This window comes from Microbacterium sp. NPDC058062 (assembly GCF_042885375.1).
In the GTDB taxonomy this organism is placed as follows: Bacteria; Actinomycetota; Actinomycetes; order Actinomycetales; family Microbacteriaceae; genus Microbacterium; species Microbacterium trichothecenolyticum_C.
In genome coordinates this window covers 237,090-252,731 of sequence record NZ_JBHVSC010000006.1, presented here as the reverse complement: position 1 = coordinate 252,731, position 15,642 = coordinate 237,090, and the positions used below count along the sequence as shown (strand labels likewise).

Annotated in this window: 15 protein-coding genes; 10 read left to right on the top strand and 5 right to left on the bottom strand. The window is 71.3% G+C overall.

Annotated elements, in window-relative coordinates; translation table 11 throughout:
- The first annotated feature begins 100 nt into the window (after positions 1 to 100).
- The 3 genes from ACFVSU_RS19400 to ACFVSU_RS19390 are packed head-to-tail and all read left to right on the top strand — an operon-like array spanning position 101 to position 626.
- The gene (locus ACFVSU_RS19400; protein WP_310289826.1) at positions 101 to 283 is read left to right on the top strand and encodes a DUF5302 domain-containing protein; all 183 of its coding nucleotides are present in this window, start codon (positions 101 to 103) and stop codon (positions 281 to 283) included.
- 9 nt (positions 284 to 292) lie between these two features.
- A complete protein-coding gene (locus tag ACFVSU_RS19395) occupies positions 293 to 427 on the top strand; it encodes a hypothetical protein (protein ID WP_310289824.1) in 135 nt (44 codons plus the stop codon).
- Positions 428 to 440: 13 nt separating this feature from the next.
- Entirely contained in the window at positions 441 to 626 is a 186-nt protein-coding gene (locus ACFVSU_RS19390) for a hypothetical protein (protein WP_045297299.1), read from the top strand.
- Between the two features lie 44 nt (positions 627 to 670).
- On the opposite strand, the gene ACFVSU_RS19385 is transcribed toward ACFVSU_RS19390, so the two are convergent.
- Positions 671 to 2,122, bottom strand: coding sequence for a cation:dicarboxylate symporter family transporter (locus tag ACFVSU_RS19385; RefSeq protein WP_387146771.1), 1,452 nt, complete (start codon positions 2,120 to 2,122; stop codon positions 671 to 673).
- A 184-nt stretch (positions 2,123 to 2,306) separates the two neighbouring features.
- Here ACFVSU_RS19385 and ACFVSU_RS19380 point away from each other — a divergent pair, with 184 nt between their 5' ends.
- From ACFVSU_RS19380 to ACFVSU_RS19365, 4 genes are all read left to right on the top strand, one after another.
- Positions 2,307 to 3,572: an ATP-binding protein gene (locus ACFVSU_RS19380; protein ID WP_387146768.1), complete on the top strand. Its 1,266-nt coding sequence runs from the start codon at positions 2,307 to 2,309 to the stop codon at positions 3,570 to 3,572.
- On the top strand, positions 3,569 to 4,261 hold the full coding sequence (locus tag ACFVSU_RS19375; RefSeq protein WP_387146765.1) for a response regulator: 693 nt from the start codon (positions 3,569 to 3,571) through the stop codon (positions 4,259 to 4,261). The genes ACFVSU_RS19380 and ACFVSU_RS19375 overlap by 4 nt, the downstream gene beginning before the upstream one ends.
- A gap of 168 nt (positions 4,262 to 4,429) precedes the next feature.
- Positions 4,430 to 5,797 carry a glutamate decarboxylase gene (locus ACFVSU_RS19370; protein WP_387146762.1) on the top strand — a complete coding sequence of 456 codons (1,368 nt, stop codon included), beginning with the start codon at positions 4,430 to 4,432 and terminating at the stop codon, positions 5,795 to 5,797.
- A complete protein-coding gene (locus tag ACFVSU_RS19365) occupies positions 5,794 to 6,450 on the top strand; it encodes a hypothetical protein (RefSeq protein ID WP_387146759.1) in 657 nt (218 codons plus the stop codon). Before ACFVSU_RS19370 ends, ACFVSU_RS19365 begins: the two co-directional genes overlap by 4 nt.
- Before the next feature lie 132 nt (positions 6,451 to 6,582).
- Here the strand turns inward: ACFVSU_RS19365 and ACFVSU_RS19360 are convergent, their stop codons facing one another.
- On the bottom strand, positions 6,583 to 8,565 hold the full coding sequence (locus ACFVSU_RS19360) for a GDSL-type esterase/lipase family protein (RefSeq protein WP_387146756.1): 1,983 nt from the start codon (positions 8,563 to 8,565) through the stop codon (positions 6,583 to 6,585).
- 139 nt (positions 8,566 to 8,704) lie between these two features.
- Between ACFVSU_RS19360 and ACFVSU_RS19355 the strand changes: the two genes are divergently transcribed.
- Both ACFVSU_RS19355 and ACFVSU_RS19350 read left to right on the top strand, forming a co-directional pair.
- The gene (locus ACFVSU_RS19355) at positions 8,705 to 9,313 is read left to right on the top strand and encodes a DedA family protein (RefSeq protein ID WP_387146753.1); all 609 of its coding nucleotides are present in this window, start codon (positions 8,705 to 8,707) and stop codon (positions 9,311 to 9,313) included.
- Between the two features lie 54 nt (positions 9,314 to 9,367).
- Complete coding sequence (locus ACFVSU_RS19350) at positions 9,368 to 10,180, top strand: DNA/RNA non-specific endonuclease (RefSeq protein WP_387147004.1); 813 nt, start codon at positions 9,368 to 9,370, stop codon at positions 10,178 to 10,180.
- Positions 10,181 to 10,183: 3 nt separating this feature from the next.
- On the opposite strand, the gene ACFVSU_RS19345 is transcribed toward ACFVSU_RS19350, so the two are convergent.
- The 3 genes from ACFVSU_RS19345 to ACFVSU_RS19335 form a co-directional block, all read right to left on the bottom strand.
- On the bottom strand, positions 10,184 to 10,834 hold the full coding sequence (locus ACFVSU_RS19345) for an FMN reductase (RefSeq protein ID WP_375872812.1): 651 nt from the start codon (positions 10,832 to 10,834) through the stop codon (positions 10,184 to 10,186).
- 1 nt (position 10,835) lies between these two features.
- Positions 10,836 to 12,035, bottom strand: a complete 1,200-nt coding sequence (locus ACFVSU_RS19340; RefSeq protein WP_387147002.1) for an LLM class flavin-dependent oxidoreductase — start codon at positions 12,033 to 12,035, stop codon at positions 10,836 to 10,838.
- A gap of 167 nt (positions 12,036 to 12,202) precedes the next feature.
- The gene (locus ACFVSU_RS19335; RefSeq protein ID WP_387146749.1) at positions 12,203 to 13,318 is read right to left on the bottom strand and encodes an ROK family protein; all 1,116 of its coding nucleotides are present in this window, start codon (positions 13,316 to 13,318) and stop codon (positions 12,203 to 12,205) included.
- A 125-nt stretch (positions 13,319 to 13,443) separates the two neighbouring features.
- Here ACFVSU_RS19335 and ACFVSU_RS19330 point away from each other — a divergent pair, with 125 nt between their 5' ends.
- Positions 13,444 to 15,612 carry an alpha-galactosidase gene (locus tag ACFVSU_RS19330; protein ID WP_387146746.1) on the top strand — a complete coding sequence of 723 codons (2,169 nt, stop codon included), beginning with the start codon at positions 13,444 to 13,446 and terminating at the stop codon, positions 15,610 to 15,612.
- Positions 15,613 to 15,642: the final 30 nt, after the last annotated feature.

The window sequence follows — 15,642 nt, the reverse complement described above, 5'->3', positions numbered from 1 at the left end:
ATTGAGCGGTTGCCCCAGGGCAACCCGCCCAAGCCTATCAGCAGCACCCCGGATGACCCCCACCCTGGCGAGCGTCGGATGCCGCGCCTAGGGTGGGGGCATGAGCACCGACGAGAAGCCGGCGTCTGCGGCATCCGATGAGATGAAGCGCAAGTTCAAGGAAGCACTCGACAAGAAGAACGCGAATCACCGCGAGGGCGAGTCCCACATGGATGGCGACTCGGCGATCCACGGCACGCACGGCGCGGTCACGAAGCGCGAGTTCCGTCGCAAGAGCGGATAGGAGCAGGCCATGGTCTTCGACCCGACGTTCCACGAGATCTCGAACGAGGCCGACGAGCTGCCCGACCTGGACGGTCAGGACGACGCCCCTCCCCTCGAGGGCGAGATCGAGGAAGACGAGCTGCCGCCGTACGGCGAGGAATGATCGCGAGCAGGCCATGAGCGACTTCCGAGAGCGCATCCCCGACGACGAGCGCGACGTGCCCGTCGACGACAGTGTGGAGTTCGAGCTCCCGCCGCCGACCATCGACCCGCTCGAGGCGGTCGAAGAGGATGTCGACGAGCTCGAGCTCGAGGAGCGCGAGTCGGCGATCGAGGCCGGCGAGATCGCCCCGGACGACTGAACGGGCGGGCGCGGGTCCGACCCGCGCCCGCCCGTGCCGTCCGCTCAGCGCGACAGCAGCTGCTCGCGTTCCCGGGCGCGGCGCTCCTTGGCCTCCGCCTCGCTGATCGCAGCCTCCTCGAGGCCCTGCACCCCGACCGCGTCCGTGGCGGGCGACATCCCGTCGTGGCCGTCGCCCGACAAGGTCGTCTCGTCGAACGGCAGCTCCCCGGCGAGCACGCGGCGCGCGCGGGAGGCGTCGAACTCCTTCGTCCACGTGCCGATCAGCACCGTCGCGACGGCGTTGCCGGTGAAGTTCGTGAGGGCACGGCCCTCCGACATGAACCGGTCGATGCCGACGATGACGCCGACGCCGTTCACCAGGTCGGGCCGGTACGCCTGCAGACCGCCGGCGAGAGTCGCCAGGCCCGCACCGGTGACGCCGGCCGCGCCCTTCGAGGCGATGATCATGAAGACGAGAAGGCCGATCTGCTGGCCGATCGACATCGGGGCCCCCATGCCGCTCGCGATGAACAGCGATGCCATCGTCAGGTAGATCGCGGTGCCGTCGAGGTTGAAGGAGTATCCGGTCGGCACGGTGATGCCCACCACCGGCTTCGAGACGCCGAGGTGCTCCATCTTCGCGATGAGGCGGGGCAGAGCCGACTCGGACGAGGACGTCCCCACGATCAGCAGGTACTCGCGCGCCAGGTACTTGATGAGGCTGAAGATGTTCACGCGGGTGACGGCGTACAGCAGCGTGCCGAGGACGCCCACGATGAAGATCACGCACGTGATGTAGAACGCGACCATCAGGGTGCCGAGCGCCCAGATCGCGGCGACGCCGGTGGTGCCGACCACGGCGGCGATCGCGCCGAAGGCTCCGATCGGCGCGAGCCACAGGATCATGCCGAGGATGCGGAAGACCAGCGCCTGCAGGTGCTTCACCGCGTTCATGATCGGCGTGCCCTTGTCGCCCATCTGCTGCAGCGCGAAGCCGACGAGCAGCGCGATGAACAGGACCTGCAGCACGCTCTCACCGGTGAAGGCCGAGAAGAACGTCGTCGGGATGATGCCGAGGATGAACTCCTGCGTCGTCTTCGCCTCGGCGGTCGCCTCGTAGGTGGCGTTCGCCATGTTCAGGCCCTCGCCCGGGTGCAGCAGGTTGCCGACGACGAGGCCGATGGCGAGCGCGAACGTCGACATCACCATGAAGTACAGCAGCGCGAGACCGCCGATCTTGCCGACGGTGGCCGCTTTCGCGATGGACCCGACGCCCACGACGATCGTGCAGAAGATGATAGGCGCGATCATCATCTTGATGAGGGCGACGAAGCCCTCGCCGAGCGGCTTGAGCGCGACGCCGACGTCGGGCCAGACCAGCCCGACGATCGCGCCGAGGACGACGGCGGCGATGACCGAGAGGTAGAGCCAGGTGTGCTTGTCCCACGCCTGCTTGCCACGCCTCCAGTTGAAGCCGGGGAGCGTGAAGGACGTGGTGCGGGTCGAGAGAGCCATCATTGCCTCCTGCGGGATGAAACGGCGGTGTTTCCGCGGTGCCGCTCGATGGTGCGGCGTGTGAGACAGCGTGCGCGCCGCGGCGGCGGCCGGCGATTTACGGTCGTATTGGTCGCACCCGCGGACTCCCTTCAGCCGCCCTCGACGGGCGAGGATGGATGCGGCGGCATCGACGAGGAGGGCCATGTCAGCGAAGACGCAGCAGGGCAGCGCGGCATCGCGCGTGTTCGTCGTCGTCGCCGTCTCGGCGGCCGTGATCGTCGCCGCCCTCGCCGCCGTGCTCGTGCTCGACGCGGAGCGCTCCGAACGGAACGAGGCGGAGGAGGTGACGCGAGCCGTCGCGTCGTCCCTCGCGTCACTGCCCGAGGTGGCCGAGTCCCTGAGCGCACCCGACCCTTCGGAGGCGCTGCAGCCGCTCGCGGCTGACGTGATGGCGCAGACGGGCCTCGACTTCGTCACGATCATGACCCCGGACGGCATCCGCGTCAGCCACCGCGACCCCGCCGAGATCGGCCGGCACTATCTCGGCACGATCCCGAGCACGCCGAGCGTCTTCACCGAGGAGTTCACGGGCACGCTGGGCCCGTCGGTGCGGACGATCGTGCCGGTGACGGCCGAGGGCGAACTCGTCGGCTGGGTCTCGGTCGGCGTCACGATCGGCAGCATCTGGTCGAAGATCCTGCCGCGGCTGCCGTTCGTCGTGTCGATCGCCCTCGCTCTCCTCGCGGCGGGCCTCGTGGGCGCGTGGCTCGCCCGTCGCACGACACGGCGCGTCGCGGGCGACCTGCCCGCCGGGACGATCCGCGACGCCGTCGCGTCGTACGAGTCCGTGCGGACGCTCGGCGAGGCGCTGCGCGCGCAGACCCACGAGCACGGCAACCGCATGCACACCGCCGTGTCGCTGCTCGAGCTCGGCCGCACCGGCGAGGCGATCGAGATCCTCACCGAGACGTCACGGCAGAGCCAGGAGCTCGTCGACCAGGTGGCCGCCCGGCGCGGCGGCGACCCCACCGTGGGGGCGCTGCTGCTCGGCAAGGCGGCCCAGGCACGTGAGCGCGGCATCGAGTGGTCGGCCGAGATCGACCCGGACGCGCCGCGCAGCGTGCTGTCGCCTGTCGACGCGGTGTCGGTCGTGGGCAACCTGATCGACAACGCGATGGATGCTGCGGCCGCCGCCGATGCGCCGCGCTGGGTGCGCGTCGTGTTCGGGAGGACGACCTCCTCCCCCGCGGCCCTGCGGATGGAGGTGTCGGACAGCGGCACCGGCGTGCCCGAGGCGCTGCGCGAGCGCATCTACGAGCACGGCTTCAGCACCAAGCCCGGCGGAGCCGAGGGACGCGGTGTGGGCCTCGCGCTCGTGCGCTCGATCGTGGCGAGCGCCGGCGGCCACGTCGAGCTGCGCGACGACCCGACGGTCTTCGTGGTCATCCTTCCGGCGAGGGCGACATGATCCGCGTCCTCCTCGTCGACGACGATGCACTCACGCTCGAGCTGCACCGGGACTACCTTGCGCGCCTGGACGACTTCGAGGCCGTCGCCGAGTGCACGGGCGCTCGGGCCGCGATCGACGCCGTGCTGGAGCGCGGGGACGAGATCGACCTCGTGCTGTTGGACGTCACGATGCCGGACGGCACGGGGCTGGACGTGCTGCGGCACGTGCGCGCCCGCGGCGCCGCCGTCGATGTCATCGCGATCACGGGAGTCCGCGACGCCGACGTCGTGCGGCAGATGGTGTCGCTCGGCGTCGCGCAGTACCTCGTCAAGCCGTTCACCTTCGCGGTCTTCCGCGAGCGCCTGGAGCAATACCGCGAGTTCCGGCGGCGCGCGGCCGAAGCCGCGGGCGCGCCGACGCAGGCCGAGATCGACGCGCTCCTCGGGGCGCTGCGACCCGCGACGCCGGTCGCGCTGCCGAAGGGCCTCTCCGCCGATACGCTCGCCCGCATCAGCGACGAGGTGCGCGAGCGCGGACCTGTCTCGGCCGCGGAGGCCGCGGAGCGGCTGGGGATGTCGCGCGTCGCCGCCCGTCGCTACCTCGAGCATCTCGTGGCCGAGGGTCGCGCAGAGCGCGCGGCGCGCTACGGCACGCGCGGCCGGCCGGAGTCCGAGTACGCGTGGGCGCAGCATCCATCCCGCACGTAGGCGAGCAGCGACGGGACATCGCCCTCTCACGCGATCTAGGGGATGACGGCACGACCTCAGCGGTATAGCTTCGGCACGGAAGGGACCGATCCGGGGGTGCGGTGGACTGGGCATCGCATGCGCCGTGGCGCGCGCCCGCGCGACAGGTCCGCAAGCGACGGAGGATGCATGTACCAGGACGAAGCGCTCCAGCCCACCTTCACCCGCGCCGGCGAGGCGACGACCGCGAGGTACAACGTCATCCCCGAGGGCGAGATGCTGCCCGAGACGGCGTACCGGGTGATCCGCGACCAGACGATGCTGGACGGCAACGCGCGGCTGAACCTCGCCACCTTCGTCGGCACCTGGATGGACGACTACGCCAACAAGCTCGCCGTCGACTCCGCCGACAAGAACATGATCGACAAGGACGAGTACCCGGCCACGGCCGCCATCGAGGAGTGCTGCTGGCGCATCCTCGGCGACCTGTGGAACGTCCCCGACAACGACGACGTGATCGGCACGTCGACCATCGGCTCGTCCGAGGCGTGCATGCTCGGCGGTCTCGCGCTCAAGCGCCGCTGGCAGCACGCGCGACGCGCCGCCGGCAAGTCCACCGAGAAGCCGAACCTCATCATGAGCTCGGCCGTCCAGGTGTGCTGGGAGAAGTTCTGCAACTACTTCGACGTCGAGATGCGGCTGGTCCCCGTCACCGAGGAGCATCCGCTGATGGACGGCACGGGGCTCGAGGACTACGTCGACGAGAACACGATCGGCGTCGTCGCGATCGTGGGCGTCACCTACACCGGCGCCTACGAGCCGGTGAAGGCCATCGCCGCGAAGCTCGACGAGATCCAGGCGAAGACCGGGCTCGACATCCCGATGCACGTCGACGGCGCGTCGGGAGCCATGATCGCGCCGTTCCTGCAGCCCGACCTCGAGTGGGACTTCCGGGTGGAGCGCGTGCAGTCCATCAACACGTCGGGTCACAAGTACGGGCTCGTGTACCCGGGCGTCGGCTGGGTCGTCTGGCGCAACGCCGCAGCGCTGCCCGACGACCTCGTCTTCAAGGTGAGCTACCTGGGCGGCTCGATGCCGACCTTCGCGCTCAACTTCTCGCGCCCCGGCACGCAGGTGCTGTTGCAGTACTTCCGGTTCCTACGCCTCGGTCGCGCCGGCTACACCGCGATCCAGCAGGCCTCGCAGGACGTCGCCGTGTTCCTCTCGTCGGCGATCGGCGAGCTCGACGCGTTCGAGCTGCTCAGCGACGGCACCGACATCCCGGTGTTCGCCTGGCGGCTCACGGAGGGCCACACCGACAAGTGGACGCTGTACCACCTGTCCGAACGACTGCGGATCAAGGGATGGCTCGTCCCCGCGTATCCGCTCTCGGGAGAGCTGTCGGAGCAGACCGTCATGCGCATCGTGTGCCGGAACGGGCTCAGCCGCGACCTCGCCGAGGACCTGCTGAAGGACATCAAGAGCGAGACCGAGTTCCTCGACTCGCTCGACAGCCCCATGCCCCACCCCGGCATCGGCCCCAGCTTCCACCATTGAGCGCGCGACGACCGCTGGACCCGACCGCGCGGCGGATCCGGCGACTCCGGCGGGAGTCCTGGGGATTCGCGGTCGGGTCGGCGCTGTTCTTCATCGGCGTCGTCCCGGCCTACGCCGCGTGGGCGGGTCCTGTCGGCGCGAACGTCACGTTCTTCGCCGGATCGATCTTCTTCACCACGGCGGGTCTCATCCAGCTCCTGCTGAGCGGGCGCCGCACACCGGACGCGCGCATGAACCGGGCGGACCGCTTCGACTGGTGGGCCGCGGCCATCCAGTTCGCCGGCACGCTCCTGTTCAACGTGTCGACCGCCGCCGCCCTCATCGCCGCGGTCACGGATCCGGACTACGTCGGGGCCGGATGGCGGCCTGACGCGTGGGGCTCCGCGGCCTTCCTCGTCTCCAGCGTGCTGGCGGTCGTGGCGACGAAGGACCGGGGGACGCTGTGGGATCGCGACGCGCGCACGTGGCACGGCACCGGCCTCAACCTGCTGGGGTCAATCGCCTTCGGGGTGTCGGCGGTCGCAGCGTTCGTGGTGCCGTCGACCGGTGAGCTCGTGAGCCCGCTGTGGGCGAACCTCGGCACGGGCGTCGGCGCGCTCTGCTTCTTCGCGGCCGCGCTGCTGGCCCGGCGCACGATCGGACAGGCGGATTGACCGGGTCGATCGTTGTCACAACTCCTCAGATGCGGCGGAGTTCCTCGGACCGAGCGTCCGAGGGCGCGCTGTTCGTTCGGATCTGAGGAGTTGTGGCGGATCGCGCGGCGCGGGCGGAGGCGCGTGGATGCCTCAGCCTGCGTGCACGCGGGCCGGCACATCACCGGGGCCGATGAGCACGTAGTCCGTGTGCTTGGCGACGAGCCCGTCGCCGGCCGTGCGCCCGTGGAGGCGCCGCCAGACCCACGGCAGGGCATCCCGCCGCAGCCACGTGCCCGGCAGCACCGGGTCGTCGTCAGCGTGGAGGCTGGCATCGAGCTCGCCGAGCGCCTCGGCGTCGGGAACCCCGAGCGCCTCGGCCGCGCGGTACGCGAGGTAGCGGTGCCCGCGAGGGCGCAGGTGCACCTTGTCGTCGGCCCACAGGTCCAGGTCGCCGATCGCAGGCAGGCCCTGCCCGTCGAGGAACGCGTCCGTGTCGAGCAGCACGGCGCCCGTCGCCGCCGCGATGCGCCGCAGCTCCGACGCGAACACCGCGAACCGGCGGGCGAAAAGCCGGGCGGCACGGCGGCGCGGAAGGAACGGCGTCGCGAGCAGGACGTCCACCCCGGCGCCGCGCAGCGCGCGCACCGCCTGCTCCAGCTCGCCGGCGACGGCGACCGGATCGACTCGGCGTGCGACGAGGTCGTTCGCGCCGATGAGGATCGACACCAGCTCGGGCCGCAGGGCGAGCGCCTGCGGCACCTGCTCCTCGACCAGGTGGCGCACCCGGCGGCTGCGCACCGCGAGATTGGCGTAGCGGAACGGTTCCCCGGAGCCGCCCGCGTGCGCGAGCAGCTGTGCGAGCCGGTCCGCCCACCCGCGGTACTGGCCCGCCGGCATGCGCGAGGCGTCGCACAGTCCCTCGGTGATGGAGTCGCCCAGCGCGACGAACCGCGACCACGAGCGCCGCGGAGCGGGCGTGGGGACCGCCGGCCGGGTCGCCGCACGCTGGGGTTGCGCGTCGTCGATGGGGCGCAGCATCCGTGCCTCGTCGTAATGCTCGACCAGGCGGCTGCAGACGGCGTGCCACGTGCGCTCGCGCACCGACTCGCGCGCCGCCGCAGCGAACGCCCGGCGTTTGCCGTCGTCGCCGACGAGATCGGCGACCCGCGCGCGCAGGTCGACCAGGTCGCCGGGCCGGTAAAGCCAGCCGTCGACCGACGATCGCACCAGATCGACGGGTCCGCCGACGCCGGTCGCGACGACCGGCACGCCGCTGGCGAGCGCCTCCTGGATCGTCTGCCCGAACGTCTCGCTCTCGCCGGGGTGCACGAACACGTCGAAGCTCGCGAGCGCCTCGGCGAGCGCGGCTCCGGTGAGGTGCCCGGTGAAGACTGCGTCGGGCAGCGCGCGCTCGAGTGCGGGTCGTGACGGTCCGTCGCCGACGATCACCAGGCGCGTCCCCGGGAGCCCGGCGAGCGCCGCGAGATCCTCGACCTGCTTCTCGGGGGCGAGGCGGCCGACGTAGCCGACGATCGTCTCTCCCCGCGCGACCTCCGCACGCCAGCCGTCGCTGCGCCGCTCCGGGCCGAAGCGCTCGACGTCGACCCCGCGCCCCCAGCGGCGGAGGCGGTCGACGCCGAGGCGCTCGAGCTGCAGCAGCGACGCCGTCGACGGCGCCAGGGTGAGCGTCGCGCGTCGGTGCAGCCGCCCGATGTGGCGTCCGACGAGCGCGGCGGCCTGCGGCATCCCGTACTTCTCCGCGTACGCGACCACGTCGGTCTGGTAGACGGCGACGGAGGGCACGCGCAGCGCGTCGGCGGCCGCGAGACCCTGCCAGCCGAGTACGAACGGCGACGCCAGATGCACGACGTCCGGCCGGAATTCGCGGAGGATCGCCGTCAGCCGGGCGGCGCGCGCGAACACCACGCGCACCTCGGGATACGACGGCAGGGGCGCCGAGCGCAGCAGCTCGGTGCGGGCGCCGTGGAGATCGGTGGTGATCTCCCCGGCGCGCGGTGCGATGACGAGCGTCTCGTGTCCTTCGGCGGCCAGATGCCGCAGGACGTGGAGCACCGACCCCGTCACCCCGTTCATGTGGGGCAGGAACGATTCGGCGAGCAGTGCGACTCTCACGCCTCCAGGGTGACGGGACGAACGAGGACGGATGCCGCGAACCGGCGTCCGTGCGCAAGAGTTCACCGGATGCACCGCGGCGGGTCACCGGACGTGCCCCGTTCCGTCGCCGTTCACCGCGGGCGGCTACCAAGAAGACATGGTCGAGGACCTGCTCACCACGGTGGCGTCGAGCGCATGGGCGCTGCCGCTGCTGTTCGTGCTCGTGCTGGGCGACGCGTTCCTGGTGGTGATACCGGGCGAGGCCGCCGTCACCGCGCTGGGGGCGCTGGCGGTGTCGCAGGGCGAGCCCGCCCTCGTGGCGATCGTGCTCGTGGCCGCGGCGGCCGCTCTCACCGGCGACGCGGCGTGCTACCTCGTGGGGCGCACGATCGGCCTCCAGCGGTGGCGCTGGATGCGCACGTCGCGCGCGCAGGCCGCCTTCGCCTGGGCGCGGCTGCGCCTGGAGCGCCGCGCGGCCCTGGTGCTGTTCACCGCCCGGTTCATCCCGTTCGCACGACTCGCGGTCAACCTGACGGCGGGTGCGACGCGCCTGCCCGCGCCGCGCTACCTCGCGGTCGCGGGCCTCGCCGCCCTCGCCTGGGCGATCTACCAGGCCCTCGTGGGGGCGGTGGTGGCGACGCTGGTGCCCGGCGGGCCGGTCGTGGCCGTGGTCGTCTCGGTCGCGTTCGCGGTCGGACTCGGGCTCGCCATCGACGCGGTCCTCGCCCGTCGGCTCGGCGCGAGAAGGGCGGCCGACGGTGAGTGAGCCGCGGCGTCGCGCGATGTCGCCCGCCGGGGCCATGATGGGCGCGTGGCAGACGTGACCTCGGACGCATACGACGACGCCTTCCTCGGCATCCCGCTCCCGCTCCCCCGTCCCGGCGACGGACGCGACGTGCGCGAGCTGACCTACCCGCGGTTCACCGTGCTGCTCGATCCGGAGCGCCGGCTCGCGGCGGTGACCGGAGTGAACATCGACGGCGCCGCGCTGCAGGACCCGCCACGGACGGGCAGCTGGGATCTCGATCCGCGGATCCCCGCGGCGGAGCAGGCGGGTCCGGCCGTCTACGCCTCGAACGACCTGGACCGCGGCCACCTCGTGCGGCGCCGCGACCCCGGCTGGGGGTCGGCCGAAGAGGCCCGGCGGGCGACGGAGGCGACGTTCACCTACCCGAACGCCGCACCGCAGGCGAGCGGGTTCAACCAGTCGAAGGAGCTGTGGCTCGGACTCGAGGACCACGTGCTCGAATTCGCCGAGACCACCGACGAGCGGATCAGCGTCTTCACCGCACCGGTGCTGGCCGAAGACGATCCGCCGTACCGCGGCATCCACGTCCCGCGCCGATTCTTCAAGGTCGCCGCGTGGACGACGCGGGAGGACGGGGCGCCGCGCCTCGCCGCGGCCGGGTTCGTGCTGGATCAGTCGGAGCTGATCGACCTGCGCGAGGGGGTGCTCGACGTGCCGACGCTCGGCGCCTTCCGCACCTTCCAGGTGCGGATCGCCGACATCGAGGAGCTGTCGGGCATCGACCTCGGCGCGCTCGTCGATGCCGATGTGCTCGCAACGACGACGGTCCGCGGAGAGAGCGCGTGGCGCCCCCTCCGCGAACCGGAGGATGTCGTTCTCGGCTGAGGGCTACTCCCCCGCGAGACCGCCGAGCAGGTGGCCGAACGAGCGTCCCTCGCCGAGGTAGTTGGCGGGGTCGAACGGGTCGGCGTCGGAGGCCGGCTCGCGGCGCGCCATGGCGTCGGCGAGCTCCCGGGCGCCGCGGTCGACGCGCTCGCCCAGCGGGGCGATGTTGTCGGCCGAGGCACCCCAGTCGCTGGACGCGGCGAACACTCCGGTCGAGACGGGCTCGGCGTGCAGGTACGTGAACAGCGGCCGGATCGCGTAGTCGATCGCGAGCGAGTGGCGGGCGGTGCCCGCGTTCGCGCCGATCAGCACGGGCTTGCCGGTGAGCGCGTCGGGGTCGAGCACGTCGATGAACGACTTGAAGAGTCCCGAGTAGCTGGTCGAGAAGATCGGCGTCACTGCGATGACCGCGTCGGCCGACACGACCGCGTTGATCACCGACTCGAGCGCCGGCGGCGCGAACCCCGTGAGGAGGTTGTTCGTGATGTCGTGCGCGTAGTCGCGCAGCTCGAACACGTCGACCTCGACCTCGATGCCGCGCTCGGAGAGCTGCTTCGCGGTCGCTGCGGCGAGCCGGTCGGCGAGCATGCGGGTCGACGACGGGTTCGACAGTCCGGCCGAGATCACCGCGATGCGGCGTGCGGAGCTGGTCATGTCATGCCTCCTTCCGGCCGAGACCGAACGCCGCGCCCGCAGGGGCGGGGGTGTCGGCGTAGGGGCTCGAGCCCACGAGGTTGTCGCCGCGGTTCGCGCCGGGAACGGCCTGGCGCGGCGCCTCGTCGCCGTACTTCGCGGTCACGAGGTTCGCGTGGGTCGGGGCATCCGGAACGTCCGCCGGACGGTTCTTCTGCAGCTCCTTGCGCAGCACCGGAACCACCTCGCCGCCCAGGATGTCGAGCTGCTCGAGCACGGTCTTGAGGGGCAGCCCGGCGTGGTCCATGAGGAACAGCTGGCGCTGGTAGTCGCCGTAGGTCTCACGCATCGCGGCGTAACGGTCGATCACCTGCTGGGGCGATCCCACCGTGAGCGGCGTCATCTCGCTGAAGTCCTCGAGCGACGGGCCGTGGCCGTAGACCGGCGCGTTGTCGAAGTACGGGCGGAACTGCTTCACCGCGTCCTGCGAGTTCGCAGCCATGAAGACCTGTCCGCCGAGGCCGACGATCGCCTGCTCGGGCGTGCCGTGACCGTAGTGCGCGTAGCGCTGGCGGTAGAGCTGGATCAGGCGCTGGTAGTGCTCCTTGGGCCAGAAGATGTTGTTCGCGAAGAAGCCGTCACCGTAGTACGCGGCCTGCTCCGCGATCTCGGGCGTGCGGATCGAGCCGTGCCACACGAAGGGCGCCACGCCGTCGAGCGGGCGCGGGGTCGAAGTGAATCCCTGCAGCGGCGTGCGGAACTGGCCCTCCCAGTCCACGACGTCCTCACGCCAGAGGCGGTGCAGCAGGTTGTAGTTCTCGATCGCGAGGGGCAGGCCCTGGCGGATGTCCTTGCCGAACCACGGGTACACCGGGCCGGTGTTGCCGCGTCCGATCATGAGATCGGCGCGGCCGTTCGACACGTGCTGCAGCATCGCGTAGTCCTCGGCGATCTTCACCGGGTCGTTCGTGGTGATGAGCGTCGTGGCGGTCGAGAGGATGAGGCGCTCGGTCTGCGCCGCGATGTACGCGAGCGTCGTGGTCGGCGACGACGACCAGAACGGCGGGTTGTGGTGCTCGCCGAGCGCGAAGACGTCGAGGCCCACCTCCTCGGCGTGCTTGGCGATCTTCAGGGTCGCCTTGATCCGCTCCGCCTCACTGGGCGTGGTGCCGTCGGTCGGGTCCTGGGTGATGTCGGACACCGTGAAGATGCCGAACTGCATACCCGACCACGTGGTGCTCTCGCTCACGATCGCTTCTCCGCTCTTTCGCCGTGCGGGTTCTCCGTCGTGCGAATTCATGCAAATGAATGTATCTCGTGCAACGTGTGCGCACCAAGATTATTCCGAAACGGATGCCGCGACCTCGCGCCGTCCGCGCGCGCCGGTGTTCAGTCGAGGCGCAGCCGGTCGACGGCCGCCTGGATCGCGACGGCGGCCGCGCCGCGCGCCCACGCGGTGAAGGCCGAGTCATCGACGAAGAGCCGAACGGGCTCCGCCCGCGGATCCCGCCCCGCGGAGATCGCCGCGCGCACGCGTTCCTCGCCGATCGCGTAGAGCCCGATGCCCTCGCCGGCCAGCACCGCCGCAGTCTGGAAGGTGAGATTGGCCGCGAGCGCGATGAACCGGCCGAGCGCGTCGGCCGCGGCGTCGACCACCGTCACGGCGGCAGGCTCACCTCCGGCGGCGAGCGCCAGCACCTCGTCGTAGCTCACGGGGCGCTGCAGTGCCGCCGACACCTGCGCGGCGATCGACCCCGACGTGAGCATGGCCTGCGAGCAGCCACGATGGCCGGCCTGGCAGAGCGGACCGTTGTCGCTCAGGGGGATGTGGCCGCCCAGGCCGAGCCCTGCCTCCGCCGTGCGCACCACCTCGCCGCCCACGACGAGGCCGTAGCCGACGCCCGCGCCGATCGTCAGCACGACGAAGCCGGAGATGCCCCGACCGAGTCCGAACCAGCGCTCCGCCTCGGCGAGCGCGACGAGGTCGTTCTCGAGCGCGACCGGAACACCGAGATGCTGCTCGAGCAGCGACGCGAACGCGACATCCTCCCACTCCAGGAACGGGGCGTATCGCACGACGCCCGCGTCGACGGCTCCGCCGAGCGCGACGCCGACTCCGACGAGCGAGTCGATGTCGAGCGCGCGAATCGCCTCGGCGATACGTACAGCGACCATCGCGGGTTCGTGCGTGTCGAGCGGCAGCGTGCGCTGGGCGAGGAGCCCCGCACGAACGTCGGTGACGACCACTTCGATCGCGTCGCCGGTGATCTTCACTCCGGCGAAGCTCCCGAGGCCCGGCGCGACGTCGAGCGGGCGCACCGGCCGCCCGACCGACCCGTCGGCGAGGTCGTCGAGTTCGACGAGGTACCCGCGATCGAGGAAGGGCTTCGCGAGTCGGGTGAGGCTCGCCGGCGAGAGCCCCAGGCGGGTCGTCAGTGCACTGCGAGCGATCGGGCCATGGATGAGCACGGCTCGGGCGAGTGCGCGCTCGCTGTCGGTCAGCATCCTCGTTGATCTCCCATCCGGGCCGAAATGCTTTCATTCTGGCACGAATCGCACTACTGAAGCGGGATACCCGTGCACAATCACCCCCTTGCTCCCATTATTACTTCCATGGTAGAACTAACTCCATGCACAGCACCGACAGGCAGCTCGCCGCCGAGCACACCGTCTCTGCCCCGGATCCTCGCGTTCTCCACCTCGGCCGGGGAGGAACGAGTGTCGTCATCGATCTCGATGCCGCCCCGGCGCCGGCCATCGTCCATTGGGGCGCTGCTCTCGCGGATTCGACGCCGGAGACGCTCCGCTCGCTCGCCATCGCCGCCCGAGCACAGCGCGTGTCGGGAGGTCTCGACGCGACGCCCGCACTGACACTGCTCCCCACCGGCGCCGAGGGCTGGTTCGGAACCCCCGGTCTCGAGGGACACCGCGAGGGCTCGGGGCTGAGCACCCGGCTCGCGCTGGCCGATGTCCAGGCCGGCGACCACCGCGCGAGCATCGCTCTCGCCGACGCCGAGGCGGGCCTCGCGGTGCGCGTGGAGGTGAGGATCGGCATGAGCGGCCTGTTCCACCAGCGCGTCACCGTGCGCAACACCGGTGGCACGCCCTACACCCTGCAGTCGGCCCATCCCACCTTCCCTCTCCCCTGGGACGCCACCGAGGTCTTCGACACGACAGGCCACCACCTCCGCGAACGCTCACCGCAGCGGCGCACCCTGGGCATCGGCTCCCACGTCCGCGAGAGCCGTCGCGGCCGCACCGGCGCCGACTCCGCGATCCTGCTCGCGGCCGGCCGGCCGGGCTTCGGCTTCGAGCGGGGGCGTGTGCACGGCATCCACGTGGCGTGGAGCGGCAATCACCGGGTCATCGCCGAGCGGACGACCACGGGCGACGCGTTCCTCTCGGGCGGCGAGCTGCTGCTGCCCGGCGAGGTAGTGCTGGCCGCCGGCGCCGCCTACAGCTCCCCCTGGGTGATCGGCTCGTGGGGCGACGGCCTGACCGAGCTCTCGGCGCGCTTCCATGCCGAGTGGCGCGCGCGCCCGCAGCATCCGCGGCGAGCTCGCCCTGTCACGCTCAACACCTGGGAGGCGGTGTACTTCGACCACTCCCTCGAGCGTCTCACCGCACTCGCCGATGCCGCGGCATCCGTCGGCATCGAGCGTTTCGTCCTCGACGACGGCTGGTTCGAGGGCCGTCGCGACGACACCGCCGGACTCGGCGACTGGACGGTCGACACCGACGTGTGGCCGGACGGCCTGCATCCGCTGGTCGACCACGTGCGCGCGCTCGGCATGGAGTTCGGCATCTGGGTCGAGCCCGAGATGGTCAACCCCGACAGCGACCTCGCGCGCCGGCATCCGGACTGGATCCTGCGGGGACGGATGTCGCTGCCGCCGTCGGCACGCCAACAGCAGGTCCTCGACCTCGCACACCCGGAGGCGTACGCCCACATCGCCGAGCACCTGCATGCGCTCCTCGACGAGTACCCCATCGCGTATCTGAAGTGGGACCACAATCGCGACCTCGTCGACGCGGCGAGCGGGCCCGCCGGCTCCGCCCGGGTCCACGAGCACACCCTCGCGGTCTACCGCCTGCTCGACGAGCTCAAGGCGGCGCACCCCGGACTCGAGATCGAGAGCTGCGCCTCCGGTGGCGCGCGCGTCGACCTCGGGATCCTGGACCGCACCGACCGCGTCTGGACCAGCGACAGCCTCGATCCGCTCGAGCGGCTCGACAACCAGAAGCACACCGGCATCGTGGTGCCGCCCGAGATGCTCGGCATGCACCTGACGACCCCCGTCGTCCACTCCTCCGGTCGCACGGTCTCCGTCGGCCTCAGCGGCGCTGTCGCCCTGCTCGGCCACTTCGGCATCGAGTGGGATCTGACGACCCTCGACGACGCCGGTCGTGCCGAGGTGGCGGAGTGGGTCGCGCTGGCGAAGCGCCTGCGCCCGCTCATCGCGTCGGGCCGTGTGGTTCATGTCGACGGCGTCGAGCCGGGGATCGACGTGCGCGGTGTGGTCGCGGCGGATGCGTCATCCGGCGTGTTCACCATCGTCCAGACCGCGACGAGCGCCGCCTACCCGCCCGGACGCATCCGGATGCCGGGACTCGAGCCGGCACGGACCTACCGGCTTCGCGTCCTGACGCGCGATCGCGAAGAGGCCGGGCAGTCCTCCCTCGAATGGGCCGAGACCACGACCGTGCTCACCGGGCTGCAGCTCGCAGAAGTGGGCGTGCGCCCACCCGTGCAGCGCCCGCAACAGGCGATGGTCGTCGAACTCATCGCCGAGAACTGAACACTCCCCACCCCACGCGCAAGGAGGCGC